At 43.9% G+C, this 25,385-nt stretch carries 26 protein-coding genes; 15 read left to right on the forward strand and 11 right to left on the reverse strand.

From position 1 onward, the window contains the following. Positions 1-610 precede the first annotated feature (610 nt). The 4 genes from OGH69_RS08990 (at position 611) to OGH69_RS09005 (ending at position 4,037) form a co-directional block, all read left to right on the forward strand. Positions 611-1,207 (forward strand): hypothetical protein, encoded by a 597-nt coding sequence (locus OGH69_RS08990; RefSeq protein WP_265174124.1) that lies wholly within the window; start codon positions 611-613, stop codon positions 1,205-1,207. A gap of 10 nt (positions 1,208-1,217) precedes the next feature. Further along, on the forward strand, positions 1,218-2,210 hold the full coding sequence (locus OGH69_RS08995) for a hypothetical protein (protein ID WP_265174125.1): 993 nt from the start codon (positions 1,218-1,220) through the stop codon (positions 2,208-2,210). After that, on the forward strand, positions 2,197-2,850 hold the full coding sequence (locus tag OGH69_RS09000) for a hypothetical protein (RefSeq protein ID WP_265174126.1): 654 nt from the start codon (positions 2,197-2,199) through the stop codon (positions 2,848-2,850). Before OGH69_RS08995 ends, OGH69_RS09000 begins: the two co-directional genes overlap by 14 nt. A 164-nt stretch (positions 2,851-3,014) precedes the next feature. Beyond that, entirely contained in the window at positions 3,015-4,037 is a 1,023-nt protein-coding gene (locus tag OGH69_RS09005; RefSeq protein WP_265174127.1) for a hypothetical protein, read from the forward strand. Positions 4,038-4,564: 527 nt separating this feature from the next. Here OGH69_RS09005 and OGH69_RS09010 read toward each other — a convergent pair. Further along, the gene (locus OGH69_RS09010) at positions 4,565-6,013 is read right to left on the reverse strand and encodes a glyceraldehyde-3-phosphate dehydrogenase (RefSeq protein WP_265174128.1); all 1,449 of its coding nucleotides are present in this window, start codon (positions 6,011-6,013) and stop codon (positions 4,565-4,567) included. Positions 6,014-6,376: 363 nt separating this feature from the next. Here OGH69_RS09010 and OGH69_RS09015 point away from each other — a divergent pair, with 363 nt between their 5' ends. The 4 genes from OGH69_RS09015 to OGH69_RS09030 all read left to right on the forward strand — a co-directional run bounded on the left by OGH69_RS09015 (position 6,377) and on the right by OGH69_RS09030 (position 11,491). Next, the gene (locus OGH69_RS09015; RefSeq protein WP_265174129.1) at positions 6,377-9,340 is read left to right on the forward strand and encodes a T9SS type A sorting domain-containing protein; all 2,964 of its coding nucleotides are present in this window, start codon (positions 6,377-6,379) and stop codon (positions 9,338-9,340) included. A gap of 79 nt (positions 9,341-9,419) precedes the next feature. Further along, the gene (locus OGH69_RS09020) at positions 9,420-9,941 is read left to right on the forward strand and encodes a GNAT family N-acetyltransferase (RefSeq protein WP_265174130.1); all 522 of its coding nucleotides are present in this window, start codon (positions 9,420-9,422) and stop codon (positions 9,939-9,941) included. A 67-nt stretch (positions 9,942-10,008) separates the two neighbouring features. Continuing rightward, complete coding sequence (locus OGH69_RS09025; RefSeq protein WP_265174131.1) at positions 10,009-10,626, forward strand: hypothetical protein; 618 nt, start codon at positions 10,009-10,011, stop codon at positions 10,624-10,626. 55 nt (positions 10,627-10,681) lie between these two features. After that, a complete protein-coding gene (locus OGH69_RS09030) occupies positions 10,682-11,491 on the forward strand; it encodes an alpha/beta hydrolase (RefSeq protein WP_265174132.1) in 810 nt (269 codons plus the stop codon). Positions 11,492-11,493: 2 nt separating this feature from the next. On the opposite strand, the gene OGH69_RS09035 is transcribed toward OGH69_RS09030, so the two are convergent. The 3 genes from OGH69_RS09035 to OGH69_RS09045 are packed head-to-tail and all read right to left on the reverse strand — an operon-like array spanning position 11,494 to position 12,086. Beyond that, positions 11,494-11,697 carry a hypothetical protein gene (locus tag OGH69_RS09035; RefSeq protein WP_265174133.1) on the reverse strand — a complete coding sequence of 68 codons (204 nt, stop codon included), beginning with the start codon at positions 11,695-11,697 and terminating at the stop codon, positions 11,494-11,496. Further along, the gene (locus tag OGH69_RS09040; RefSeq protein ID WP_265174134.1) at positions 11,681-11,893 is read right to left on the reverse strand and encodes a hypothetical protein; all 213 of its coding nucleotides are present in this window, start codon (positions 11,891-11,893) and stop codon (positions 11,681-11,683) included. Before OGH69_RS09040 ends, OGH69_RS09035 begins: the two co-directional genes overlap by 17 nt. Position 11,894: 1 nt before the next feature. Further along, positions 11,895-12,086: a hypothetical protein gene (locus OGH69_RS09045; protein WP_265174135.1), complete on the reverse strand. Its 192-nt coding sequence runs from the start codon at positions 12,084-12,086 to the stop codon at positions 11,895-11,897. A 111-nt stretch (positions 12,087-12,197) separates the two neighbouring features. Here OGH69_RS09045 and abc-f point away from each other — a divergent pair, with 111 nt between their 5' ends. After that, positions 12,198-13,835, forward strand: a complete 1,638-nt coding sequence (gene abc-f / locus OGH69_RS09050; RefSeq protein WP_265174136.1) for a ribosomal protection-like ABC-F family protein — start codon at positions 12,198-12,200, stop codon at positions 13,833-13,835. Positions 13,836-13,949: 114 nt separating this feature from the next. Here abc-f and OGH69_RS09055 read toward each other — a convergent pair whose 3' ends face one another. From OGH69_RS09055 to OGH69_RS09075, 5 genes are all read right to left on the reverse strand, one after another. Further along, on the reverse strand, positions 13,950-14,303 hold the full coding sequence (locus OGH69_RS09055; protein ID WP_265174137.1) for an FEKKY domain-containing protein: 354 nt from the start codon (positions 14,301-14,303) through the stop codon (positions 13,950-13,952). Positions 14,304-14,418: 115 nt separating this feature from the next. After that, positions 14,419-14,841: a hypothetical protein gene (locus OGH69_RS09060; RefSeq protein WP_265174138.1), complete on the reverse strand. Its 423-nt coding sequence runs from the start codon at positions 14,839-14,841 to the stop codon at positions 14,419-14,421. A 3-nt stretch (positions 14,842-14,844) separates the two neighbouring features. Beyond that, positions 14,845-16,179, reverse strand: a complete 1,335-nt coding sequence (locus OGH69_RS09065) for a carboxypeptidase-like regulatory domain-containing protein (protein WP_265174139.1) — start codon at positions 16,177-16,179, stop codon at positions 14,845-14,847. Further along, positions 16,163-16,681, reverse strand: a complete 519-nt coding sequence (locus OGH69_RS09070; RefSeq protein ID WP_265174159.1) for an RNA polymerase sigma factor — start codon at positions 16,679-16,681, stop codon at positions 16,163-16,165. Before OGH69_RS09070 ends, OGH69_RS09065 begins: the two co-directional genes overlap by 17 nt. 166 nt (positions 16,682-16,847) lie before the next feature. Further along, entirely contained in the window at positions 16,848-17,693 is an 846-nt protein-coding gene (locus OGH69_RS09075) for a DUF6929 family protein (RefSeq protein WP_265174140.1), read from the reverse strand. Positions 17,694-17,766: 73 nt separating this feature from the next. On the opposite strand from OGH69_RS09075, the gene OGH69_RS09080 reads away from it, so the two are divergent. Continuing rightward, positions 17,767-18,645, forward strand: a complete 879-nt coding sequence (locus OGH69_RS09080) for a PPK2 family polyphosphate kinase (RefSeq protein ID WP_265174141.1) — start codon at positions 17,767-17,769, stop codon at positions 18,643-18,645. A gap of 94 nt (positions 18,646-18,739) precedes the next feature. On the opposite strand, the gene OGH69_RS09085 is transcribed toward OGH69_RS09080, so the two are convergent. Together OGH69_RS09085 and OGH69_RS09090 are read right to left on the reverse strand one after the other, a co-directional pair. Next, positions 18,740-19,069, reverse strand: a complete 330-nt coding sequence (locus tag OGH69_RS09085; RefSeq protein WP_265174142.1) for a hypothetical protein — start codon at positions 19,067-19,069, stop codon at positions 18,740-18,742. Positions 19,070-19,232: 163 nt separating this feature from the next. Continuing rightward, positions 19,233-19,751: a hypothetical protein gene (locus OGH69_RS09090; RefSeq protein WP_265174143.1), complete on the reverse strand. Its 519-nt coding sequence runs from the start codon at positions 19,749-19,751 to the stop codon at positions 19,233-19,235. A gap of 197 nt (positions 19,752-19,948) precedes the next feature. Between OGH69_RS09090 and OGH69_RS09095 the strand changes: the two genes are divergently transcribed. The 5 genes from OGH69_RS09095 to OGH69_RS09115 all read left to right on the forward strand — a co-directional run bounded on the left by OGH69_RS09095 (position 19,949) and on the right by OGH69_RS09115 (position 25,316). After that, the gene (locus tag OGH69_RS09095) at positions 19,949-21,358 is read left to right on the forward strand and encodes an MATE family efflux transporter (protein WP_265174144.1); all 1,410 of its coding nucleotides are present in this window, start codon (positions 19,949-19,951) and stop codon (positions 21,356-21,358) included. A gap of 1 nt (position 21,359) precedes the next feature. Further along, complete coding sequence (locus OGH69_RS09100) at positions 21,360-21,590, forward strand: hypothetical protein (RefSeq protein ID WP_265174145.1); 231 nt, start codon at positions 21,360-21,362, stop codon at positions 21,588-21,590. A gap of 468 nt (positions 21,591-22,058) precedes the next feature. After that, a complete protein-coding gene (locus tag OGH69_RS09105) occupies positions 22,059-23,525 on the forward strand; it encodes a DUF4836 family protein (protein ID WP_265174146.1) in 1,467 nt (488 codons plus the stop codon). After that, positions 23,518-24,165 carry an ATP-binding cassette domain-containing protein gene (locus tag OGH69_RS09110; protein WP_265174147.1) on the forward strand — a complete coding sequence of 216 codons (648 nt, stop codon included), beginning with the start codon at positions 23,518-23,520 and terminating at the stop codon, positions 24,163-24,165. Before OGH69_RS09105 ends, OGH69_RS09110 begins: the two co-directional genes overlap by 8 nt. Continuing rightward, a complete protein-coding gene (locus OGH69_RS09115; protein ID WP_265174148.1) occupies positions 24,162-25,316 on the forward strand; it encodes an ABC transporter permease family protein in 1,155 nt (384 codons plus the stop codon). The genes OGH69_RS09110 and OGH69_RS09115 overlap by 4 nt, the downstream gene beginning before the upstream one ends. Positions 25,317-25,385: the final 69 nt, after the last annotated feature.

The raw sequence follows: 25,385 nt of genomic DNA on the forward strand, positions 1-25,385 counted from the left end.
GCCGCGGCGGGCGGGGTGGTTAGTCATTGACTGCGTCGAACCACTGCGTTAGGTTTGCGAGGAGGAACGACGAAGCAATCTTTCCTTGAGGCAGGAGTGGCGTTTGTCATTCTGAGCGCAGCGCAGCGGAGTCGAAGAATCTCTAAATAGAACGCGGATGACGCTGATTTGTACGGATGACCACAGATTTTCTCCCCGTGCTGCATTGGCTGCGCCGAACCACTTCGTTAGGTTTGCGAGCGGAGGAACGGAGCGCGGCAATCTTTCCTGAGGCAGGAGTGGGACTGAAAACTGCGACTGTGACTGAATACAAATAAGGAGCGCCGGGGCTTCGTGTAATTGCTAAACGTAGTTCCCGTGCTCTCCCGCATTTCAGCGGAATTTCGCCTTTATCTCTTCGCTGCGTTGCGAGGATATCGGGTCTCTAATTTTAACATTTTTGCGGAAATTACCTGTTTTATAAAAACAGGTAATTTTACCTATATATAATTTAAATAAATTACTATTCTTTGCAATTCGCAATAATTAATTTTATAGCATTTAATTATTGTGTTAATTTTTTATAATTTTATAAAATATTTAAGGTAGTATGACTCGAAGAACTAAAACCATGAAAATATCTCTTACCGATTTTCTAGACTTTGTAAATAAATCAGGTAGTAGTAAGATGACTAAGGTAAGACAAGTTAAGAATCGAGATGATTATCACCCCTCGTCAGATTTTTACAAACCAATTAGAGATGGAATTGTTCAAAATCATCAGGAAGATGGTGGTAAAGCTAAACTTGAAGAAATTCTAGAATTCTTGTCCGATAAAAAGAAAATAGATAACTATCCAACCGCAATCAAAGGATATCAAAAGTTTTGGGGAAGAAAAAAATTAAAGTGGTTTGAGCCGCCTTTCGACCATTGGAAGGTTGGAGATTTAGATATAAAAATAAATCCAGAAGTCGGACTATTAATAGACGGTGTCTCGTATGTTATAAAACTATATTTTAAAGCTGATAAGCTTACAAAAGATAAAATTGGGCAAATATTGTCGCTAATGGAGAATCAATTACGGACTCACGTGGATGATAATGTAATTTTTGCAGTATTAGATGTCAGAAATGCTAAGATGCATGAAAATATTATCGGCGACTTAACTTTTCTTCCTTTACTAGAAGGTGAAGCAAGGAGCTTCGAAATAATTTGGAAGGCAATATAATTAGATTATTATGAAGAATCCTAAAATAGAAGTATATAGAGTTATTCTTTCTCCAAGTTCAGAGAGAAGAAAAGAATTTTATTCATTTAGAGAATTTTTTATAAAAAAATATGGATTGAAGGAGAATGCTAAAGATGATAAAATTTTCAATAAATTTTTTACAGATATGTTCAAGTCGGATAATCCCGATTATAATGAAGACGGCAAAAGAAGGAAGGCATTTAGATTAAGCAATGATGTGAAAAAGGGCGTAAATAACTTCGTTATTCATGGTGTTTTGGAAGGTGGCCCATATGATGTTGGGAAATCCACCGGTGATAGAAGAACAAAAAGGGAAAGTAAAAAGCTGGGAAAAAATATAATTATACAAGACGATTTTTATTTTTTACTACAGACAAAATTGGATAAGAAAGTAGGAATACTTATTCTTCAAAGTTACGGAACTGATAAAATTGATGACATTTTCAGACCTTTTATAAAAAAACTATTCAAGCTTACTGGACAAACGTATGAAGCTGTTGTCGCACCTCATTTTCCTACTAGTTTCGCTGATCTTGCGAGAAATACTGCTATTGTTAGTGAACTAAATTATCAAACAAATAATTTGGTTGTAAATCAATTATCAGAAGATGGTAGAGATAAACTGTCCGGTAAGTTCAATGTCAAAATCATTATTACCCCTGTTAATGAAAGTATTCCAGTCCAATCCTTACCTAAGTGGAAGAAAATAATTAATAAAGCTCTATTTAAATTTCCAGAGAATGAAATGGAGCTTGAATCCTTCAATACAAAAGCGGGCTATTTGAAAAGTGACACCTTGAAAAATCCTGCTCGTTTTGAAATTAATAACGACAATATTTCGATACAGCCATCAATTTATCTAGAGAAGATTGACTCTGTTGTCATCAACGAAAATGGTAACCCAGACTGGGAGACTTTGAAAGTTTATTGCATAAATGAATTGCTTCCAGAATTAGAAGAAGAGATTTATGGAGAGGATTAGAACTTTTGATAACTTAAGAAAAATCTGCTTAAAGAGCTTTGAATGGAGACACAGGGACTTGTCCTCTAATGTGGAACCAACAGTTTTTTTTAGTATAATCACCAAGTTTAACCTGTATGTAACTTTAATAGCAATCATTATAAGTCTTTTCGTGATTAAAATATCCGATGATCTTGTAAATGCTATTCTAACATTTACATCGATTTTTGCAACATTAATTATTCCAGTTCTAATATTAGTATATGATAAATTTGCTAAAGACCCAAATAGTCATTTAACAGATATAGAAAGGAAGAGTCAGGGAGCATTGGAGAGACTTAGATTATTTAAGGCTTTTACAAATAGATATATTTTTGTAACACTTGAAAATATAATATTATCAGTTTTGATTATAGTATTGATATTAATTTATAAAACCTTTCTCACGGATTTTTTTAGTTATAATGTATTTGATTACAAGTTTGATATAGAGTGGAAAGTTGAGTCTATGAAGATTTTTTGGCATATATTACTTGAAATGATTTTAAAAATTATTTTTTTGACTTTACTCTTAAAATTTATTTACTTTTTATTTTTCAGTATTGGTGCTATCGGAGATTTTTTCATTAGTGTTTTAAATGAAGATAATAATAGCTGCTAGATAAATATATGGTTTAAATTATTGATTTTCACTATAATTGATATAGCTTCTTTATGAGCTAGTTTTTCAACTACAAAGGTTCGCTGATAGTTCCTTAACTATATCTACAAGACTAAATTGCATAGCGACAATTAGTCCAGTTAAAAATTATTAATTTTTAAGCCATGAATAAAGCTAGGATTTTTAATACAAATGAGATTGTTAAAGCAGATATGCTGCTTGAACTTTATCCAAATTACAGAGAACTTGAATTTGTATGTCTCGATGAGCAATGTTCTGTTCGAATGGCTCCAGCATGCATAAGCAAAAAAGATCACAGGAAACCGCATTTTAAAAAATACCGGAATAGAGAACATATCGATACTTGCAAATATGCTATTTTGAATGAGCTATATCAAGTTGGAAAAAATCAAAAACTAAATATAACACAAATAAAAAAGATTGGTTATCCTTCTGTTTTTAATCTCAACGAGGACGACAGCGAAATAAAGCAAGTAAAGACTACAAAAGCAAGGCTAAATAGCCAAGATGAGGGAATTACTGGCAAGGGAGGAATCGCCACTACATATGAATTTGACAGCGAAAATATCAAGTTCGATAGAAAAAATAGAGTTCAAGGAATTGATAGGATTGTGGATTGGTATTTGGGCTTTCCCTATAACAGAGATGTTGAAATTGAAATAAATAATACTAAAATTCAATATAGATATTTATTTAAGAAGATTGATAGTAATACAGATCCCTCTACCTTACGCAATGATCGAATTTTTTACGGCAGGCTAAGGTTATCAGTGACGAATAAAGGTGTCTTCGACAAATACTCAGATAAAGTACTCTTTACTATGCTTGGGTACAAGTCAAAAGATAAATCTTCAGATAGTATTGATAATTATAAGGTTAAAATTAACAAAGACTCGTTATCTAAGTATAGTCTTTCGAGACTAAAAAACAAATATAATTCACTGTTTGAAAAAGCATTAGAGGAATTTCAAACTAACTCGGTCGATCCCAATATTGGCTTATATGTTTTTGTATATGGAAGAATTGACGAAAACAATAATATTTTACTAAATGAAAAAAATATCATATCACATTTAGATATGATGAAGTCAGGAAGACAATGGTTGAAGATTAAAACTGACCGTAAGAAACTAACGACATATAAGCAACTACCGATTCTACTTTAGCCCCGATTGCAGCGGCATACTCCCGGCGCGGAGCAGAGGGAGATAGAGCGGAAAGCGGGAAAGACGCTTCTAAAAAAGCCCAAACCCCTCCGCTCCCAAAAACATAAAACCTACACATGTGGAATCGACGGGGTTCGATTACCCGAAATTCCAATTGCTTCCGTTTTGGGATTTCTCCACTTCGCAGGCTGCGGTCGAAACCTAACGAAGTGGTTCGGCGTAGCCAAATGACACAAAATCGCGGGAGGCAACTAGCCAAATCTTTTTCTGTAAGAAATTTTTTAGCATTTGGTGTTTTGGGTAGTGGTTTTCCAAAATTCGCCAAAAAAAAGGGCAAAGGTGTTTTTTAGGCCCTAAAATGCCCCTGCGTATACCCCTAAAATCATCATGTACGTACCTTAAAATTCCTTTAGTATCCTCCTAAAGTCATGCCATTCACCTAAAAATACCCCTAAAATACCCCTGAAAAAAAAATCCGCGGCTGTTGCGAGCCACGGATTTGGAAAAAAGATTGGTTTAGGTAGCTATTAATAGTAAGTATATCGCCTTACTTTAGCTATGTATTTTGCCAGGCGGATTACCTGGTGGCTGTAGCCGTATTCGTTGTCGTACCATACGTAAAGTACTATGTTCCTGCCATCTGCGCTCACGATGGTGGCGTTGCTGTCGTATATGGCAGGCTGTGCCGTACCCACGATGTCGCTCGATACCAGCTCGTTGTTCATGCTGTATTTGATCTGCTCAACCAACTCACCCTCAAGGGCATAGTGCTTCATGATCTCGTTGACCTCGGCCACCGTGGTAGCGCGCTCCACCTCAAGGTTGAGCACCACCAGCGAGCCATTGGGCACCGGAACCCGTATCGCATTGGAAGTCAGCTTCCCGGCCAGCGACGGCAGGGCTTTGGCAACGGCGCTTCCGGCACCGGTTTCGGTAATCACCATGTTGAGTCCGGCAGCACGGCCGCGGCGGTATTTCTTGTGCATGTTGTCTACCAGGTTCTGGTCGTTGGTATAGGCATGGATGGTCTCGAGGTGGCCTTTCACTACGCCCAGGGTGTCTTCTACTGCCTTGAGTATCGGGGTAATAGCGTTGGTCGTACACGATGCCGCCGAGTAGATATCTACTTCTTCAGGGCTGTGTTCGTTGTGGTTCACGCCGTATACGATATTCGGAACGCCCTTACCGGGAGCGGTAAGGAGCACCTTCTCGATGCCGTGGGAGGCCAGGTGGCGGCGGAGGGCTTCTTCGGTAGTAAAGGCGCCGGTATTGTCGATAAGCAGGGCATTGCTGATGCCGTATTGGGTATAGTCAATGTCCTCAGGCTGTGCGGCACTGATAATGTGCACGGTAGTCCCGTTGATGATCAGCGATCCGGACTCGAAGTCGGCACTCACCGAGCCTTCAAAATCCCCGTGGATAGAGTCGTGGCGCAGGAGGGAAGCGCGCTTTTCAAGGAGTACCGCGTCGTTCTTGTCGCGCACTACTATGGCCCTGAGGCGCAGCTGGTTACCCTTCCCGATTTTGGACATCATTTCGCGGGCCAACAGCCTCCCGATGCGGCCAAAGCCGTACAGCACAACGTCTTTCGGCTGTATAGAGCCTGATGTGCGGGCGCCTTTCAGCTTGTCAATAACGAAGGCGGTGGCGTCGTTGTATTTGTCGTCTTCCAGATGGTATTCGTAGGTAAGTTTGCCAATGTCTATGCGGGAAGGAGGGAGGTCGAGGGCTTCGATGGCACGTGCGATCTCAACGCTATCGAACACGTTGATGGGCTTTTGCACAAATTCGCCGGCATACTCGTGGAGGTTCATGATGTCGCTTACGCTGCGGTCGATAAGTTGGTTGCGGAAAAGCACCAGTTCGATGGATTTGTCATACCACAGGTCGCTTACGATCTTTATGAATTCAACGCCTGCCCTGCGCCTGTCGGCCTGGAAGGAAAGTTCCTTTTCGTATAAAACATTGTTGTTCATCTGAGAGATAGTTTGTTTGTTGTTTGTGTGGCAAAAGTATAGATTTCAAACGTTTTCGTAAAGTAAAATCTTTGGATATCCGTAATTATTTTAAAAACTAAAACGTTTTCGTTAAATCCGTATCAATCTTTTGGCAAAATGCAGTGAAAGAGGGTTTTATTGTTGCTTTTCATGAATTTGTTTAAAAAGGTGGGATATCCAGTTGTGATAATAATGCAAGTCAATGAGTTTTGTTTCATAAAGTGGTTAGAATGCATTTTAATAATGTTAAAATTTACGCATAAATGCATATATATGTGATATTTAACATTTTTGTATGTTTTTTTTGTTAAATTTAGCTTTTCAACCAATTAATAAAATGTTATGAAAACACGATTACAATTGCTCTGCAATTTTGCGGCCCTATGTATGCTGCTTATTGCGGGGAGTGCAGAAGCACAGATCAATTACACGGCAAATTTTAACAATCAGGCTAACGTGGACACTTGGGATAACTATGTGTTCGACCATACCGGTGTTAGTACCTGCATGGGTAATGGCGCTATGCGGGCAAACCTTTGGTATCTTGAACCCGAAGCCCAAACAGTTTCTCCAAGCATAGGTACATCCAACGGAGGACAAGTGACGTTTAATTATCGTTACAAAGTGATGAACTATGACACCCCACCTGTTGATGCTACAGAAAACTCTGAAAACTGGGGGTTTATTGAGGTATATTGGGCGACATCTGCTACAGGGCCATTCTACCTCCTTGAAACCATAGATCCCACCAACCATATCGAATCGACAAGCTGTGCGCAGCGCAGCGTGACATTCTATCCGCCGGCCGGCAGCCAGGTTTATCTCGGTGTTTACGCAGCGTTAACAAATGAAAACAGCGATTTCTTTGTGTATTTTGATCAGGTCAATGTTACCCAGGCTGAGCCTGTTGCCTGTAACGCGACTCCTGCTGCTTCTGCTGCCGTTGCTTCGGGTGCACTTTTGTGTAACGGCGCTTCAGTAACATTAGGCGTTACACCTGCTTACACCGACACAGGCCTTACCTACCAATGGCAGACTTCTGCCAACAACACTACGTATACTGACTTACCCACTGGTGGCACTTCGGCGACTTTAACCACAACCCAGGCTGCAACAACTTGGTACCGTCTGGTAGTTACCTGTACAGCATCGGGACAGTCTGCGACTTCTGCGCCCGTTCAGGTAGTGAGCAGCGGTGCTCCATGTCCGTGCGCGATTGATTTTGATGAAGGTGTAGAACCGATAACATTAGTTAATTTTGCAGGTATCAATAATACTTCATCCGCAACGGTAGATGGCAGTGCCCCGCTCCAGAATTTTACTACAGTAGCGCCTGCACAGGTAACCGCCGGGCAAAGTTACCCAATAACCCTTGCGGGAAATACAAACGATGATTTCGGCGACGGTTATGAAAATTATTTTACAGTTTTCATTGACTGGAATCACGATGGCGATTTTGGGGATACAAATGAAACATATAATATCCCTGGATTCCTTATTGATTCGAACGGTACTGACGGACAGCAGGTAACAGGGCCAATAGCAGTACCAGCCGCAGCTATGGCAGGCCTTACCTATATGAGAGTAGTGAAGAACTGGTATTATGAAGATGATGATGAATGGACATTGCCTTATGGAGGTGCTTGTGGCAATCAAAACACAGGCTATGGACAGGCTGAAGATTATCTTATAAATGTAACCCTGCCTGTAGTAGAGACAATTGATTGGGTCAACCTGCAGTGGCCTGCAACAATAAATATTGCACAGGGTGGCTCAGATACTGTGTATGCACGTGCATATGAGCCGGGCGTAACTGAAGCGGCCGGTGCAGGATCAGGCATTACTGCATGGATCGGCATCAGCCCTGTGGGAAGCAATACCAATCCAAATACCTGGACTACCTGGGTGCCTGTAACATTCAATACTGCTGCAACGGATTTAGGAAATAACGATGAATATATGGCTACTATAGGTGCAACTCTTGCGCCGGGTACCTATTACTACGCCAGCCGTTTCCAACTAAACGGAGGCCCTTATACTTATGGAGGATATAATGCCGGTGGAGGCGGATACTGGGATGGCACTGCAAACATAAGCGGAATCCTTACCGTAACTTGTGCAACTGCTGCTCCTGTTGCCGATGCTGCACAGACATTCTGCCCCGGAGCTACAGTAGCTGACCTTGAAGCTACAGGAACAGTCATTTCCTGGTATGCCGCTGCTACAGGTGGTACGGCACTCGCTTCAACTACAGTGCTTACTAACGGGACGGTATATCATGCTTCGGTGACTCCTGCCGGAGGATGCGAAAGTGTTGCGAGGACTCCGGTTACCGTGACCATAACAGCCACACAGGCACCTGATGCCGATGTTACACAAATGTTCTGCCAGGGGGCAACCGTGGCCGAACTTGAGGCAGAAGGTGATGCCATAACATGGTACACTGCCGCAACAGGCGGGAACATTGTAGATGAAGCAGCTGAGCTTGTAAATGGTACAACCTATTATGCATCGGTAACTCCTGACGGTGGCTGCGAAAGCGTTGCGAGAACCGCAGTTACAGCCCAGATAACTATCATCCCTGCCCCGACAACCGATGAGCCTACACAGACATTCTGTAACGAAGCTGAACTCGAAGACCTTGATGTCGACGGAGACGGTGAAATAATATGGTATGCAGATGAAACAGGAGGTGAGCCGCTCGCTGACGATTTTGAGCTGGTTTCAGGTGCTACGTATTATGCTGCGCAGGCAATGGATGGCTGCGAAAGCGTTGGCCGTACCCCGGTTACGGTCCAAATAACAACTACAGATGTACCAACAGGAGATGAGGAACAGGAAATTTCAGTTGCTGCTGCTGAAGAAGCTACGATTGCCGACCTAGTAGTTACTGCTGCCGGCACCGTAACATGGTATGCCACAGAGGAAGATGCCGAAGAGGGCGAAAACCCGCTTTCATCAGATACTGTGCTTGTATCGGGAGAGACTTATTATGCAACACAGACTATTGACGATTGTGAGAGCCTTGGTTTTGAGGTAACCGCGACAGTAACTTTGGGCAATGGAGATTTCAATGCGGCTTCGTTCCGTTATCATCCAAACCCGGTAAAGGATGTGCTTACGCTTTCTTTCGATAAGAATATCTCTTCTGTAGAGGTGTACAACATTGTAGGCCAGAAAGTATTCGCAAAAACGGTTAACCAAAATGAAGCCTCAGTAGACATGTCTCAGTTGTCTGCCGGTACATATATGGTTAAAGTGATGGGCGACAGCGCGTCAAAAACTATTAAGGTTGTGAAACAATAAAACAAATTTGCATATAACCTGGAACGGGCGGCGTATGCTGCCCGTTTTTAATTTTATATTTAACCAAATTATTCCTGATATGCCTGAAACTTTCGAATCGGAACGGCTTTTGTTCCGCGAACTGCTGCCTTCTGATGAAGATAGCCTTTTTGAGATGGATTCCGACCCCGATGTGCACCGCTACCTCGGCAATACTCCCGTACAATCTATGGATGAGATAAGAAGTGCGATTACAATGATTCGCCAGCAATACCTTGACAATGGTGCCGCAAGAATGGCGGTCATTTTAAAGGAAACAGGCGAGTTCCTGGGTTGGGCAGGGCTTAAGTTTATGGAGCATGAAATCAATGGGCACATTAACCATTTTGACCTCGGCTATCGCTTTATGAAGAGGCATTGGGGAAAAGGCTATGCAACCGAGGCAGCCAAGGCATTTATAGATTATGGGTTTAATGTAATGGGACTGTCAAAGATCAATGCCTATGCCGATGCAGGAAACATCAATTCCCATTCTGTACTTGAAAAAGCAGGACTGAAATATATTGGGACATTCTATGATGAAGGCTCGCCTTCGGTGTGGTATGAAATTACGAACCGGTAAAAAACATTAATTTTTTTATTACGTAAAGAAAAAAATCATATATTGGTCGTCTAAAATCATATAAACCATGAAAACCAAATTTTTAATGATGGGCATTTGCGCGACCATGCTATTTGCCTGTAAAGATGACAAAAAAGCAACCGACACCAGCTCGGATGGACTTGAGAAAACTGTAGATACCCTATCTGCCGTAAAAGAAGAACCGGATACTTTTGTGCAGGATTCGATTGAAGCACAGGGTATCAAGGGGTATAAAGTAAAGCTTATTTCCGGGAAGCATAAATATGGAGGAACTACGGAATTAAAATATACTTCCCTGGTACAGGAAATTGAAAATTTGAAGAAGGAGAGCGCCAAGGAAATGTGGTCTGAGGATAAGCTAAAGTCTGAAACAGATATTCTCAAAAGAAGTGCTAAAGGAGGTATCGTAATGCTGACGGTAGAAAGGAGTACAATCGATGCTGCAAATAGCGATATGTTTTCAATAATAGTAAAAGATAAAGACGAAAAAGAAATTTATCGTGAAGATTTTGATAGTAATGTTGCTGAAGTTTCATCATCGGTGTGGTGGAATATAAATAATTCATTTATTCCAAGTAAGGTGAAAGCACCATTTTACGTTTATGTAGTAGATGGATTACAGGATGCGCCTTTCAAGTTTGAAATTACGCCAATAATGAAATAATCAAAATGAAATTAAGGTATGGGGATCCATACCTTAATTTTTTGTGGCCAATAGTATGAAAAAAATATACCGTTTTTGGTTAAGGGTAGTTTTAGTAATAATAGGTATTTATGCCTTGTCGCTCACATTGCTTTATTTTTTTCAGGAAAAGCTACTGTTCCATCCTGTAGTTTTGGACCAAAAGCACAAGTTCTCTTTTTCAAATGAGTTTGAAGAAGTTTACATTCCTGTTGAAGATGATGTAAAGCTGCACGGCATCCTTTTCAAAGCAAAAAACAGCAAGGGGCTCGTGTTCTACCTGCATGGCAATGGAGGTTGTGTAGATGGATGGGGGCACTCGGCAGAGTTGTATAACGAGGCGGGCTATGACATTTTTATGTTGGATTACCGGGGCTATGGCAAAAGCAATGGGCATATTGAAAGCGAGCAACAGCTAAATGCGGATGTAGAGAAGGCTTTTTTTTTCATGCAACCGAAGTACGGGGCCAATATCATCATTGCCGGTTATTCCATAGGCACCGGCCCTGCGGCACATTTGGCAGCAGCCAAAAATGTAAAGGCTCTTATATTGCAGGCGCCTTACTACAGCCTTACTGATTTGGCAAGCGAGAAGGTTCCGCTTATTCCCGAATTCATTAAGAGGTACAAATTCAATACGTATGACGAAATCGGAAAAATGAAATCGCCGGTATATATTTTTCACGGAACCGGGGATAAGCTGATACCTTTCAGCCATTCGCAACGTCTAAAAGAAATTGATAAGGAAAATGTGATCCTGATACCCTTGGCAGGAGAAGGACATAATGCCATTAATGAGAGTTACGAGTTTGCCGGAAAGCTCTTTGATATCCTCAAAGTGTTATAGGGCTATCCCTTTTTCCTGGCTTTAGTTGTCTTTTTCTTTTTATCAAAAAGATACCCGATGGTCAATCCTGTCACGATCCACAGCGGGATGCCGAGCAGTATTTTTGTAGTGTCGAATTTTTCGTGGTCGATTAAGGGGAAGAGTACCATAGTGATCACGTAAAGTATGCCTCCCCATACAAGCCCCGACCTAACCCATTTTTTCATTGCCGTCTGATTTTTTCTGTTTCCGTTTCAGTATAAAATACATAGCCATAGCGGCGGCACCCCAAATGACAAAGTTTCCGGCTATATACACAGGTGTCATCTCTACTTCATTTATGCCAATCAGTGGGCCAATGAATGTGTTGAGGACAAAGAATGCCACAAACCAAATAATTGCGAATCGCGCTGTCCGGTTCATTTTATTGCTTTTTTACAGGTTTCTTTCGGGAAACGTAACCGAAGATAAGTCCGAAAATTAACCACACCGGCAGTGATACTGCGGCTTTTGGCCAGTTGATGTTTTCACCGTCAAATAACGGGAAGCCTATATTCATTATGATGGCCATAAGGGCGCCCCATATCAATCCGAACTTTACCCAGCTCTTATTCATCCTTCAAAATTATAAAGCAAAGATACTAAAGTTACCGCAATGCTAAATTACGGGCATTCGTGAAATTCGTGGCTAAAACCATTATCTTTGCGGCTTCAAAAAAAACAGCTAATGATCACTGTAGATTCACTTTCGGTACAATTTGGCGGCACAACGCTTTTCAGCGATGTTTCCTTTTCCATTAACGAAAACGACAAAATCGCCTTGATGGGCAAGAACGGCGCAGGAAAATCTACCCTGCTCAAAATAATTGCAGGTGTAAACAAGCCCAGTTCCGGCCAGATATCGGCACCGAAAGGCACCATCATCGCCTACCTTCCGCAGCACCTGCTGACCGAAGACACCGCAACAGTTTTTGAGGAAACCTCGAAAGCTTTTGAAAGCATATTTAAAATGAAGGCCGAGATTGATGCGCTGAATGAGGAGCTTACCGTGCGTACGGATTATGAATCGGATGACTATTACAAGATCATTGAGAAAGTATCGGAACTCAGTGAGAAATTCTATGCGATTGAGGAAGTGAACTATGAGGCCGAAGTAGAGAAAGTACTGAAGGGTATGGGCTTTGAACGTGAAGATTTCACCCGCCCGACATCGGAGTTCAGCGGAGGCTGGAGGATGAGGATCGAACTCGCAAAGATACTTTTGCAAAAACCCGACCTGATCCTGCTGGATGAGCCTACCAACCACATGGACATTGAGAGCATCCAGTGGCTGGAGGATTTCCTTGTAAACAGTGCCAAAGCCGTAATGGTAATATCGCACGACAGGGCTTTTGTCGATAACATTACTACCCGCACCATCGAGGTGACCATGGGCCGCATATACGATTACAAAGCGAAATACTCGCACTACCTTGAGCTCCGTAAGGACCGCCGTGCCCACCAGCAAAAGGCATACGAAGAGCAGCAGAAGATGATTGCAGAGAACATGGAGTTCATCGAGCGTTTTAAAGGCACTTATTCGAAAACATTACAGGTACAGTCGCGTGTAAAAATGCTCGAAAAGCTGGAACTCGTAGAAGTGGATGAAGTAGATACTTCGGCGCTCAAGCTGAAATTCCCGCCATCGCCACGATCAGGGCAATATCCGGTTGTGGTAAACGAGCTTTCCAAAGCCTACGGCGACCATGTAGTTTTCAAGGATGCCGCAATGGTTATCGAGCGCGGTGAGAAGGTTGCTTTCGTTGGGCGTAACGGCGAGGGTAAGTCGACCATGGTAAAGGCCATCATGGGCGAGATCAATTTTGATGGGAAGCTCGAAGTGGGCCACAATGTGCAGATAGGCTATTTTGCCCAAAACCAGGCGGCCATGCTGGACGAGAACCTTACGGTATTTGAGACCATCGACCAGATTGCGGTGGGCGATATCCGTACACAAATTAAAAACCTGCTGGGCGCCTTCATGTTCAGTGGGGATGATACGACCAAGAAAGTAAAAGTGCTTTCAGGAGGGGAGAGGACGCGTCTTGCCATGATCAAGCTGCTGCTTGAACCGGTAAATGTGCTCATCCTCGATGAACCTACCAACCACCTCGACATGAAGACCAAAGACATCATCAAGGATGCGCTAAAGGCTTTTGACGGTACGCTGATACTCGTGTCGCACGACAGGGACTTCCTCGACGGGTTGGTAAACAAAGTATTTGAATTTGGCCACAAACGTGTGAAAGAGCATTTTGAAGACATCAAAGGCTTCCTCGAAATGAAGAAGATGGAAAACCTAAGGGATATAGAGAAGAAGAATTAATTGACAAGTTAATTCAGTAAAAAAATAACGGAATGTCACATTGAGCGCAGTCGAAATGGATATTCCGTTATTTTTTTGCTTCTCGACTGCGCTCGAAGTGACAAGAGGAACGTATCATTTTTCAGGCTTCCACTTATTCCACGCCATTACATCTTTCCGTATGGCTTCCTCCCATTCCTCTCCGTTCTTTTCGGTAAGATGCTTAAAAATTAAAAGATTGTATTCATTGTAAAAATTGAGGTTGACAGGTGCAAGGCAACCGAAATCATAAAAATCTACCGCATATTTCTTTTCGAAGTCGGCATCGCCTTCTTTTGGCCGTGCGGCAATCCCACCGAGTATATATATTCGCAGGTTATTTGCCGAAAGGTCTTTTTCAAATTGTTGCTGTGGTGTCCATTTCTCAGGAGTTTGTGCAGTGGAACAAAATCCGGTTAGTAATAATAAGACAATTATGATTTGTTTCATGGCAAATTTTTAAAAACCCCGCGGGTTATGGCTCCCACGGGGCTTTCGGATTTGAGTTAGTTAAAAATAGGATCCGGTAGTTGAAATTCCCTAACCTAAAAAGGAATTTGTTCTTTTATTCTTTCGCAAGTTTCTTTGCGGCCCTTCTTTCTTCACGGTTTTGCTTTCGCAGCTCTCTCTTGGTAAGGTTCTTTTTAGTTTTTATCACTATTACATTATAAGGCGATCTATTGCATCCGATCAATGTTTCCGAAGCATCCTTTAAAACGATAACACTTACAATATCGTTTGGATTTAGCACCTTTAGGGCTTCAAAATTTAAAGGTACCCCATTAATAATGTACACCCTTTCTTCGTTCGGGACTGATGATGGAAATCTGTTTGCCAAATCTTGTGCGCTTTCACCGGGCTGCAATTGTACATAGCTGCTTTTCAGCTGTACATCTTCAACTTTCATGCTCCCGGATTGGATGGAATCTCCCTGTGCCACACCTTGAGTAGCATTAGCTAATAACAAAAGGGCAAAAAGGTATTTCATGGCTTATGGTTTTGTGGCGGCCTTCAGTTTCTTTTTCGTTTCTTTGTAGGATCTCTTCATGTCGCGTTCCAGCTTTTTAAGATCTTCTTCGCTCAGGTTTTTTTTCGTTTTTATTATGATTACCCCGTCTTTCGCCCTGCTGCCATACACTGTTCTGGCATTGGCATCTTTAAGTACCGTGATGCTCACAATGTCCTTTGCATCGATTTTCCTAAAGGCTTCTTCAGAGGCTATTTCCCCATCAATCACATATAGCGGGTTGCTGTTTGCGATGACATCGTCCGGAAACCGGTTGGAAGCATTATTGCTGGCAGATGGGCTTATTCCTGCTGCCTGCTTTTGCAGGTAGTCGTCAGTATCGCCACGCTGTGCTGATTCTTTCTTAGCTGCCAGCCCATTGCTGAAATAGCCTGTGTTGGCCTCGATTTTTTCATCCTGTTTTTCCCGGATGCGTACTTTCCCTTCATCAATGGCAGCTACAGTGCCGTTTACGCCCGGCAGGAAGCCACTGTGTACATCTTCTGTTTCTGCAGGGGTAAGATCCCGGAGCGCAGTATATTTTACTTTTGCATTTGCTGCAACCGGGTTTTCCTCGGCCAGTGCTACTTTGCGGTTGTTGTTGGCCTTATAGGCGAGTATTGACCCGCTTTTCATCCCGATGTAAGAAGCGGTCACCTTGTCCCCTTCAGCAGCAGTGATGGTATAGCGCCCGTTGATGTCTGAAAGCGCTGTGCCTGTACCCCCTTCTGATTTCACAAGGGCACCGGGTAGCGGCATCCCCCGGTCATCGGTCACGATACCGCTGAAGGTAATGGTGTTGCCATTGTCAGCAGCTTCTTCGGTAATGTATGCTCTTGCATTGTCATAGTAACCGTCAGTAGCGGTTTTTTTATCTTTCATTGCTTCCATCTGGCCGGGAAGTGCGCGGTAAACCAGCCTGCCGGGAGCCAACGTGTCGTATGTAGTATTATCAGGTGTTCTTGTATGCTGTTTTTTTTCAGTAAAAACCACGGCTTCCTCCGCTACACTTTCCTTAGATGGTTCAAAAGTTTCCATTACCCTTTGTGTGTCGATCACGGTAATATGGTTCTCCTGCATTCCCTGTGGGGTCATCTCCGGACTGTTTTCCCGGTACATGAATGTGCCAACCGTTACAAAAAGCACCAGTACTGCCGCCATGCCCGTGTACTTCCACCACGTCGCCGATTTCCGCTGTTCTTCCCGATCGAGCTTGTCCTCAACGCGATTCCAGAGCGCCTCCATGCGGTCGAAGCCTTTTTGCTCTGCCTTTTCGGCAGAGGCCCTGAATTGTTCAAATAATTTATCTTGATCCTCCATGACTGTTCCTGTTTTGGTAGTAAACATTGTTTACCAGTTCTTTCAATTTTGTGCGCGATACGTTCAGCTGCGATTTTGATGTGCCTTCGCTGATGTTCAGCATTTCGGCGATCTCCTTATGCGAGTAGCCCTCAATGGCAAAAAGGTTGAATACCGTGCGGCATCCTTCGGGCAGGTAAGTGAGCAGGTGCAGCAGGTCTTCTTCCTCCAAAGCTTCCGACGCGCCAACCGACGGCGTTACACTGTGCCCCATGTCTTCAATGTAAATATTGAAGTTTACGTTGCGCTTCAGTGTAAGCAGGCACTGGTTCACAGCTATCTTTCTTGCCCATGCCTCAAAAGCCTTGTCTTCCTTGAGCTGGTCAATCTTCGTAAAAATGGTGAAGAAGGCATCGGCCATCGCTTCCTCAATCGCCTCCTCGTTCTTTAGGTACCGCTTGCAGGCCCGATAGAGCCGCGGCGCAAGGTACTCGTACACCTTCCGCTGGGCGTCGCGGTGCATTTTCCGGCATGCTGTTATGAGTTGTTCATCTATCACGATCGGTCTGTTTTTTTATATAGAGCACCAAAAAGGGAAAAAGGTTGGGACGGGATGAAATTTTTTTTGTTCAGGGTTGGAGTTCAGGGTTGAGAGTTCTGAGTGGCAACCCTGAACCCGAAACGCTGAACTATTTCGGTATAACCAACCTGTAAACCCCACTCTCTTTCGCATCATTATCTGTATCCTCGCACAAAAGGAACTCAAGTGAAGTTGGCGTTTCCTTGTAGAGCGTAATGCCTTCAAACTTGTTTTTTGATGAGATGGTTTCGGTATACTCCACTTCCATGCTTTCGATATCAATGCGGCCAATCAAAGTCCCGGCAACCTCGCCGTCTTTGTAGGTAGAATTCGATTTTTCCGCCGCAGCGATGAACCACAGCTTTCCGCCTACCTTCACCGCATCGGTAAATCCGGAAGATGCGCCGTTGATCTTTGGCAGCTTTATGTCGTTGTAAATGATTTGGAAAGAGGTCTCATCCATGTCACCTTCTAGGGTAAAAATGCCATTCTTGCCTTTAGGGCCGTTACCCCTGTTGAAGAGGTACCAGGTGTCGCCATCGTTCACCGCGGCTTCAATGTTGAAATTCTTCGTGTCAATCTGGCCAAATTCCTGCATGATCATGTACAGGTCGGTCGCATCAATGGCGGGTAGTCTTTCTTTGGTTTTGAAATTGATGTGGGCAATGGTGTTGCGCTTGCCGGTCGATCCGGAACCGAACAGGTAGAGTTCGTCGCCTTTTGCTGCGATGGCTTCATAATCGGCCTTGTCGGGTTTGGGAATGTTTTCCATAGGTCCTTTATAAGACAGGTCGACAAGTGCTATGCGGCCCAAAGACTTTTCCGTCATGTCATATTCGTAAAGGATGTGGCTGTTGTCGGAAATGATGAAGAGCGAATTGCCGTTGAGGAACAATCCGGATGCCGACCCGATGCCGATGATGTGGAACAGCAGTTCCAGCTGAAACTTTTGCATAATCTTATGTTTTACCTGTAAACGCGGTATTTGTTTAATACTTATATTTATATAAAGATATAGCATTTACCCCATGAAGGACATAAACACCGAAGATTTTAAGATAACCGGCAAATTTGACATCAGTAAGGCGGCAACAGCCATCGATATGGAGGCGTCAGAAAAAAAGGTACGCACCGCCATGAAAAAGGCAGGGCGCAAACTTGGCAAGCTACAGGACAAAATGTATGCCAACAACCGATACAGCGTACTGGTATGCCTGCAGGGGATGGATACTTCCGGAAAGGACAGCCTCATCAGGGAAGTGTTTCGCAGGTTTAATGCCCGGGGGGTGAATGTTTACAGCTTTAAAACACCCACATCATCCGAATTGGAGCACGATTACCTTTGGCGGCATTATATCGCACTGCCCGAAAAAGGGAAGTTTGCCATATTCAACCGATCGCATTATGAGAATGTGCTTATCACCCGCGTACACCCGGAATTCATACTGAATGAAAACCTGCCGGGGATTACGGAAGTCGAAGAAATTCCTAAAGACATTTGGGAGGAGCGCTACGGACAAATCAATAATTTTGAAAAGCATATCAGCCAGAATGGTACGCTGGTGTTCAAATTTTTTCTCCACATAAGCAAAAAGGAGCAGAAAGAAAGGCTGTTGAGGAGGCTTAACAAAGAAAGCCACAACTGGAAATTCGCACCATCTGACCTGGATGAACGCCAGTTTTGGGATGATTACCAAAAATACTATGAGGAGGCGATAGCGGAAACTTCAAAAAAGCACGCGCCCTGGTATGTTATCCCTGCCGATAACAAGGAAACCGCGCGCTACCTTGTGGCAAAAACCATACTGGACGAGCTTTGCAGGTACGACATTAAAGAGCCTGCGGTAGATGAGGAGGTTTTGGAAAACATCAATTCGTATAGAATCAAGCTAAAAGGAGAAAATTAATTTATTATTGTTTATTTTTTATTGATTATTGAGCTTACTCAGGCGGATATTGCATTGATTACCACGAGCCATAAAAATAGAAAATAAAAAATAATCAATCTAAAAGTTCGTGCAGTTCCTCTTCCGAAAGGCACAACCCCATGTGCTCTACCTTTTCATTATCATCCTCGGCACCTCCTATGAAATAGATGGGAATTTCCGAGGTTACCTTGCGCTTAAAAATCTGCTCGGCAGTAATGCGCCCGTGCGACGGGCGAACGGCGTAGTTCACCACAATGGCATCCGGTTTGCACTGCGCTGTCTTACGGTAAGCTTCTGCACCATCTGCCAGTTCGTGGCCGGCTATGGTGTGTTTGGTCCCCTTGCAGTAGTCCAGCAACGGTGTCGAATCTTCTTTGCTCCAGTCGATTATAAATAGCTTCATGGGTTGGGTTGGTTCTGTTACAAATTTAAAAAAACCTGCAACGTATTGCAGGTTTTTAACAAAGTTAGTTTTGTATTTAGGTGTTATGTTCTCGACTCCGCTCGAACTGACAGGGGCATAATTTTAGTCACGATGTCACATCGAGCGCAGTCGAGATGCGTCATTACAGCTTAAATCCGTACGCCAGTCGCAGTGCAATCTGGTCGGCCTGGAAGTCGTTCATGCCTTCGTACCTAAGGCTCAGGTCAATCACGTCATTCGCATACCCGATGCCCGGAGCCCAAAGGAAGGTTGTCTCATCGTAGTCATTGGTTACGGCAAAACCCGCACCGGCCTCACCCAGCACATAAAAACGGTCGCCCCATACAAAAGCCTTAAAGCCGCCTTTCAAAGGAATGAAGCCCAAGTCGTCAATGTAATCTTCTTCTCCAAACAGGTGGGTGTATCCTGTAGTAAGCGTAAGCGATGTCCTTTGGCTAAGGTCATATTGCAGCCTTACGTCGCCACCCAGTGCAAAATTGAAGTAGTCGCCGGTAGCGGCTCCCGCATTAATGGCAAACCCCAAACGGAATCCCTGGTCGTAATTGTCAGTTGAAGATGCACCATCCTGTGCAAAAGCTGTCATGCCAAGCATCATCATGCCCGATAGAAGCAGTCCTTTAAAGTTTATTCCTTTTTTCATGATTTCCACGTTTTTGTTTTTGTTAGTGGGGTAAAATTACTGTAACCATTTTATTGTTAATTCCAATATTTTGTTAATTAATTGGTAATGAAATAATAAAATTAACAGGAATAGTTTGTATAATGTTGGTGTATAAGATTTTAGCCTAAATGAGATTTAGATAGGAGGGTTACATTTACCTTTGCGAAAAAATTGAAGTGGGCTTTTCTCAATACACTAAAGAATTCAGGGCGAACATAACGCTGGCCTACCCTGTAATCGTGGGCATGCTGGGCCATACCCTCATTACGGTAGTCGACAACATCATGGTAGGCAGGCTGGGCAGCACCGAGCTGGCTGCCGTTTCGCTGGGCAACAGCATCGTTTTCATTGCCATGTCGGTGGGGATAGGGTTCTCTACGGCCATTACGCCCATCGTGGCACAGGGCGACGGCGCTAAGGACAATGCCCTGGTGCGGTCGGCATTCCATCACGGGCTGCTGCTGTGTACCATTTTAGGGCTGTTTCTTTTTGGTGTGGTTACCCTTGCCAAGCCCCTCATGTACCTTATGAACCAACAGCCTGAAGTCATCGCACTGGCGGCACCCTACATCGACTGGGTAGGCTTCTCGCTCATTCCTGTAGTCATATTCCAGGGATATAAACAATTTGCCGATGGTATGTCGCTCACAAAATATGACATGTATGCCGCCATATTCTCGAACGTGCTGCACGTAGTCCTCAATTATCTTTTAATATATGGCGTGTGGTTCTTCCCAAAAATGGGCATCATGGGTGCGGCCATCGGTACGGTGGTCTCGCGTACGGCCATGGTAATCTACATGCATTACCTGCTTTCGCACAACGAAAAACTCAAACAGTATTTCCGGGAGTTCAGCTTTAGCGAAATAAAAAAATCGATGCTCAGGAAGATCGTGGCGCTGGGCCTGCCGTCGTCAATGCAAATGCTGTTTGAAGTCGCTTTGTTTACCACGGCGGTGTGGCTGTCGGGCTTTTTGGGCAAGAACAACCAGGCCGCCAACCAGATTGCGCTCAGCATGGCCTCGATGACCTTCATGTTTGCCATGGGGCTCAGCGTGGCGGCGATGGTGCGCGTGGGCAATAACAAAGGAAAGAGGGATTATGCCAACCTGCGTACGGTGGCGCGGTCGGTATTTTTACTCGTGATAATAGTAGAGACGGTATTTGTATTGCTGTTTGTGGCGTTCCACCAGTTCCTGCCGCACCTGTTTCTTAATATGGAAAACACCCTGCAGGTGGCCGATAATGCCGAAGTTATAGGTATTGCCGCCACACTCATACTCGTGGCGGCCGTTTTCCAGTTGTCAGACGGCATTCAGGTAGTGGTGCTGGGTGCGCTGCGCGGCCTGCAGGACGTAAAGATCCCTACCCTAATTACCTTTGTCTCGTACTGGCTCATCGGCTTTCCGGTATCCTTTTATCTTGGCCTGCACACACCGCTAAAAGGCACCGGCATCTGGATCGGATTGCTTGCAGGGCTTACAGCCGCCGCATTATTTTTGTATCTTCGCTTTAATTATCTCACAAACAAATTAATCAGGGAAGGGAGAGCACCCCTGAGCCCTAAACCCGAAACACTGAACTGATATGGAGTTACCAAAATTTGTATTGGCCGACAATACCGACTATCCTGAAGACATTTTTATTATCCACCTGGACTATCCGCGATTCATCATCAACCTTAAAGACGATGAGGTAGAGTTCCTGGAAGAGCCGGAAGACCTTGACGAGAATGAGCTGAATACCGAAATGGAAGGCCTGATCGTTGCAGCAGGCGAGTTCTACGACAGGGAAATAGAGCGCTACGAGAAGAATTAATTGAAAGAATTTTATACGTCACACCTGACAGGTTTTCAAAAATACAGGTGTCCGGAAGATGAAAAATGTTATTACGGCTAAAACATTACAGATAATTTTTACCACAAGGGGCACGAAGATTTACACAAGGTGCACAATGAATGCCGCCAAAGGCGGGAGGTCACAAAGCTTTGTGTCCTTTCAGCGCAAAGATATTATCATTTCTGCTTCGTGTTCATTGTGAAAAACCTCGTGTACCTTGTGGTAAAAACCTTTAAAGTAACTCTTCCGAACACTTATGTTTTCAAAAACCTGTCAGGTGTGTTATGTTCCGGGAGATGCTGGGAATTGCAATACAATCATAAAAAGTCACAAACCAAAACACACAGGCAGCCCAACCGGCTGCCTTTTTTTATAAATAAATCAGACCCTTTGGTGATAAACCAAGCGAAAAAAATTATGTTTGTAAAAAAATATAACCAATAAACCATGAAAAGAATTCTTTATGGCTTCCTGATGTTCTCAGCGGGGCTTATGGCCGTTTCGTGCGGCAGTGACGGTACCGACGACGTTATCCTGGGTTTTACTACCGATAACACGATCGCGATTGTAAAAGTAGACCTGAACAGGCTTGATGAAAAGCTCCCTAAAGAGGAGATAATGAAAGATAAATCGAACAAGTTTTCTGCTTCTGACAAAGAGAAAATGAAGCTGTTCATGAACGCCAAAGACAACGGTATCGACATCGAAAAGCCAATGTACATGATGACGGATAAAGAGAAAGACCAGTTTGCATTCTCATTTATCGGATGGCTGGATGACCAGGCTAAATTTGAAACGAACTTCTCAAAAATTTCTGAAACCAAAATCACTATCGACAAGGCAAAAAACCTTATCTATTCTGATAAGAACCTTATCGGCAGCATCAAAGACGATATGATCGTGCTTTCCAGGACGGCAGGCAACCCTATGGGCAACCTTATGGGTGGCGGTTATGCCCCTTCCGGCGAGGGCGAGGCTACAGAGAAATTCTATACCGAATTCTGGACCAGGAAACCAACTGAAAAGGAAGCCCTTATCGCGCAGGTTACCAAATCGCTTGAGGCGGATGCCGACATGAGTGCATGGGTGAACGTGTATGCTGTGGTAAACACACTTTCAAGGGGCTACGTTGAAACCCTTGCGGTAAACAAATTGCTTCTTGATGCGGGTGTGGGTGTAAACCTGAACTTCGATAAAGGGAAAATCGACTTTAAGACCAACACGTTCTTTAACGAGGAAATGCAAAAGCTGGTTGAAAAATACTATGATGGCAAAGGTGTTGATTATGACATCGTGAGAAATATCGACGTTGATAAAGCCAAGATGTACAGTGTGGGCTTCTTCAGTGTAGATTTCCTGAAATATTTTGTAAAAGAGGCAGGCTTTGAGCCTATCGCCAACCAGGTTCTGGAGTACAAAGGCCTTACGCTGGAAGACATCACGGCTGCGCTTAATGGCAAATATGCTTTTGCCGTGTTCCAGGAACAGCCGGTTGACCCGAATGATCCGTATGCGTACCCTAAACCGAGCGGAGTGTTCGCACTGGGCATCAATGGCGATAAAGCCAACAAAATCATCGACATGATCGTGGCCGATGAAAGCTTCAGGTATTATGCCAAAATGTACCACAACAAAGAGGTGCTTGTATTTGCTACAGAAGACAGTCAATTGCAACTGCTAAAAGATAACAAGGCGGCTGCCAACAAGAAGCTGAACAAGGTTTCGGGCGTAAACAGCTACACATGGGCTACCGGCGAGGACTTCAATAAAGGTTTTGAAGGCAAGGCCAAAGTGAAAGTGGTAAGCATGGAGTCGACCACGAAAGTTGAAGGCGGCAATGGTTCGTCTGAGACGGTTATTAAGCTTGACAAGGATAAGAAAAACGCCCTACACTACATCTTCGGATATGAATAGCATTGTGCTGGACGGCATTTCGCCAAAATATTTTACCCCGAAAACCATAGGATCGACATCCATATGGAATCAAAAAACAACTTTCGAAAAGGGCGGCCACTACTTGGTGATCGCCCCTTCCGGAAGCGGTAAGTCAACCCTTGCCACCGCCATGCTGGGCAACCATTTTGAGTATGACGGCACCATCAGCTACGACGGTGTGAACCTGAAAACGCAATCGGTAGAAAAGGTGGTGGGCTTCCGCAAAAACGGCATACAGCTCCTGTTCCAGGACGTACGCCTGATTCCCGACCTTACCATCCGCGAGAATGTGCTGCTGCGCACCTTCGCCAAAAAGAGTGCGGCCTTTGAGGAAAAGCTGCAATCGTATGCCACGACCCTGGGCATACTCCCGCTCTTGGACAAAAAGGCAAAGAATTGCTCCTACGGCGAGCGCCAGCGTTCGGCCATTCTGAGGAGCCTCATCAATCCCGCCGATTTTTTGGTGTACGATGAATGCTTCAGCCACCTCGACCTTAATAATAAGAAAAATGCCTACGGGCTCATTACGTCTGTAGCTGCACAAAGCGGCAGCGCGGTGATATTCTTTGAGCTCAACGACCTTCCGTTTGAGCACGATTGCCAGAAACTGAACCTATGAAAAAGTTTACCAAATTCGCTTTCCTTTACCTTGGGCTGTTCCTCGCGTTTGCGCTGGTGCTGAGCTGCATCCAGCTGTACGTTAATGCCAACGCCATGTTTGGCAGCAAAAGCAGCGATGCCAATTATTGGATCACAATGTCCAAGGCCATAACGCCCGATAACATCGGCAGGAAGGAGCTGATAGGCTTTAACGGCGGCGAAATTGAGGACCTGAAAAAATGGGAAGAGGTAAAGGAGATTTACCCTGTGGTTTCGAACGACTTTAAGGTGTCGGCAGACGGTGGCGACTTCATACCATTCTATACCGACATGTATTTGGAAGCGGTAGACAATGCTGCAATCGATATTGAAGATCTTTCTGAATTTAAAGTTGAGGATAATACCATCCCGATCGTTATTTCGCGGGAATACCTTAACCTGTACAACTACGGCTTTGCGCTCAACCAGGGCCTGCCGCAGATTACCGAAAGTTTTGCCAAAAAGATCGAGGTGAACATCAACCTTAAGCTGAAGGAAAAGAACCTGAGGTTCAGGGGCAAGCTGATTGGGCTGTCTGACAGGATCCATTCGGTGCTGGTGCCCAAGCAGTTTCTGGATTCCATCAATGCCACCCAGGATTTCAGCAGGGAGCATAAGGACATTTTTACCCGAGTGCTGGTAAAGGTCAATGATGCCAACGACCAGGGGCTTATCGAAAAAATGAGGGAAAAAGGGTATGAGTCCAACCAGGAGTCGCTGCGTTCGGCCAAGATCAAAAGCAAGCTGTTTTTGGTGCTGAATGCCATTGCGTTCATAGGGGCATTCATATTCCTGCTGTGCCTGTTCATCATCATCAACTTCATCAAGATGGAATTCCTTGAAAAGCACGAGGAAGTGTCCATAAAGTATTCGCTGGGCTATTCGCCACGCAAAATGGTAAGCAGCATCAGCCGTTACTTCAGTGTCAATGTAGGCATCGTCATGTTGCTGTGCCTTATTGCCGTATCAGTAGGGCAATATTACCTAGGTACTTCTGAAATAACCAATGGACTGTTGTCGCCGTACATCTGGATATATATGTGGGCGCTGGTAATACTAGTGCCGCTGGCAGTATTCATAATCGTAAACCTTTTGATTTACAGGTGGCTGATAAAGTCGTGGAAGTTTTAAGTAAAAAGATGTGAACAAAACGGATTATTAGGCCGTCCTGAAGTAAAAGAATAATTCATATGCCGCTCC

Origin of the sequence: Flavobacterium sp. MFBS3-15 (assembly GCF_026107645.2) — a bacterium.
Taxonomy (GTDB): Bacteria; Bacteroidota; Bacteroidia; order Flavobacteriales; family Flavobacteriaceae; genus Flavobacterium.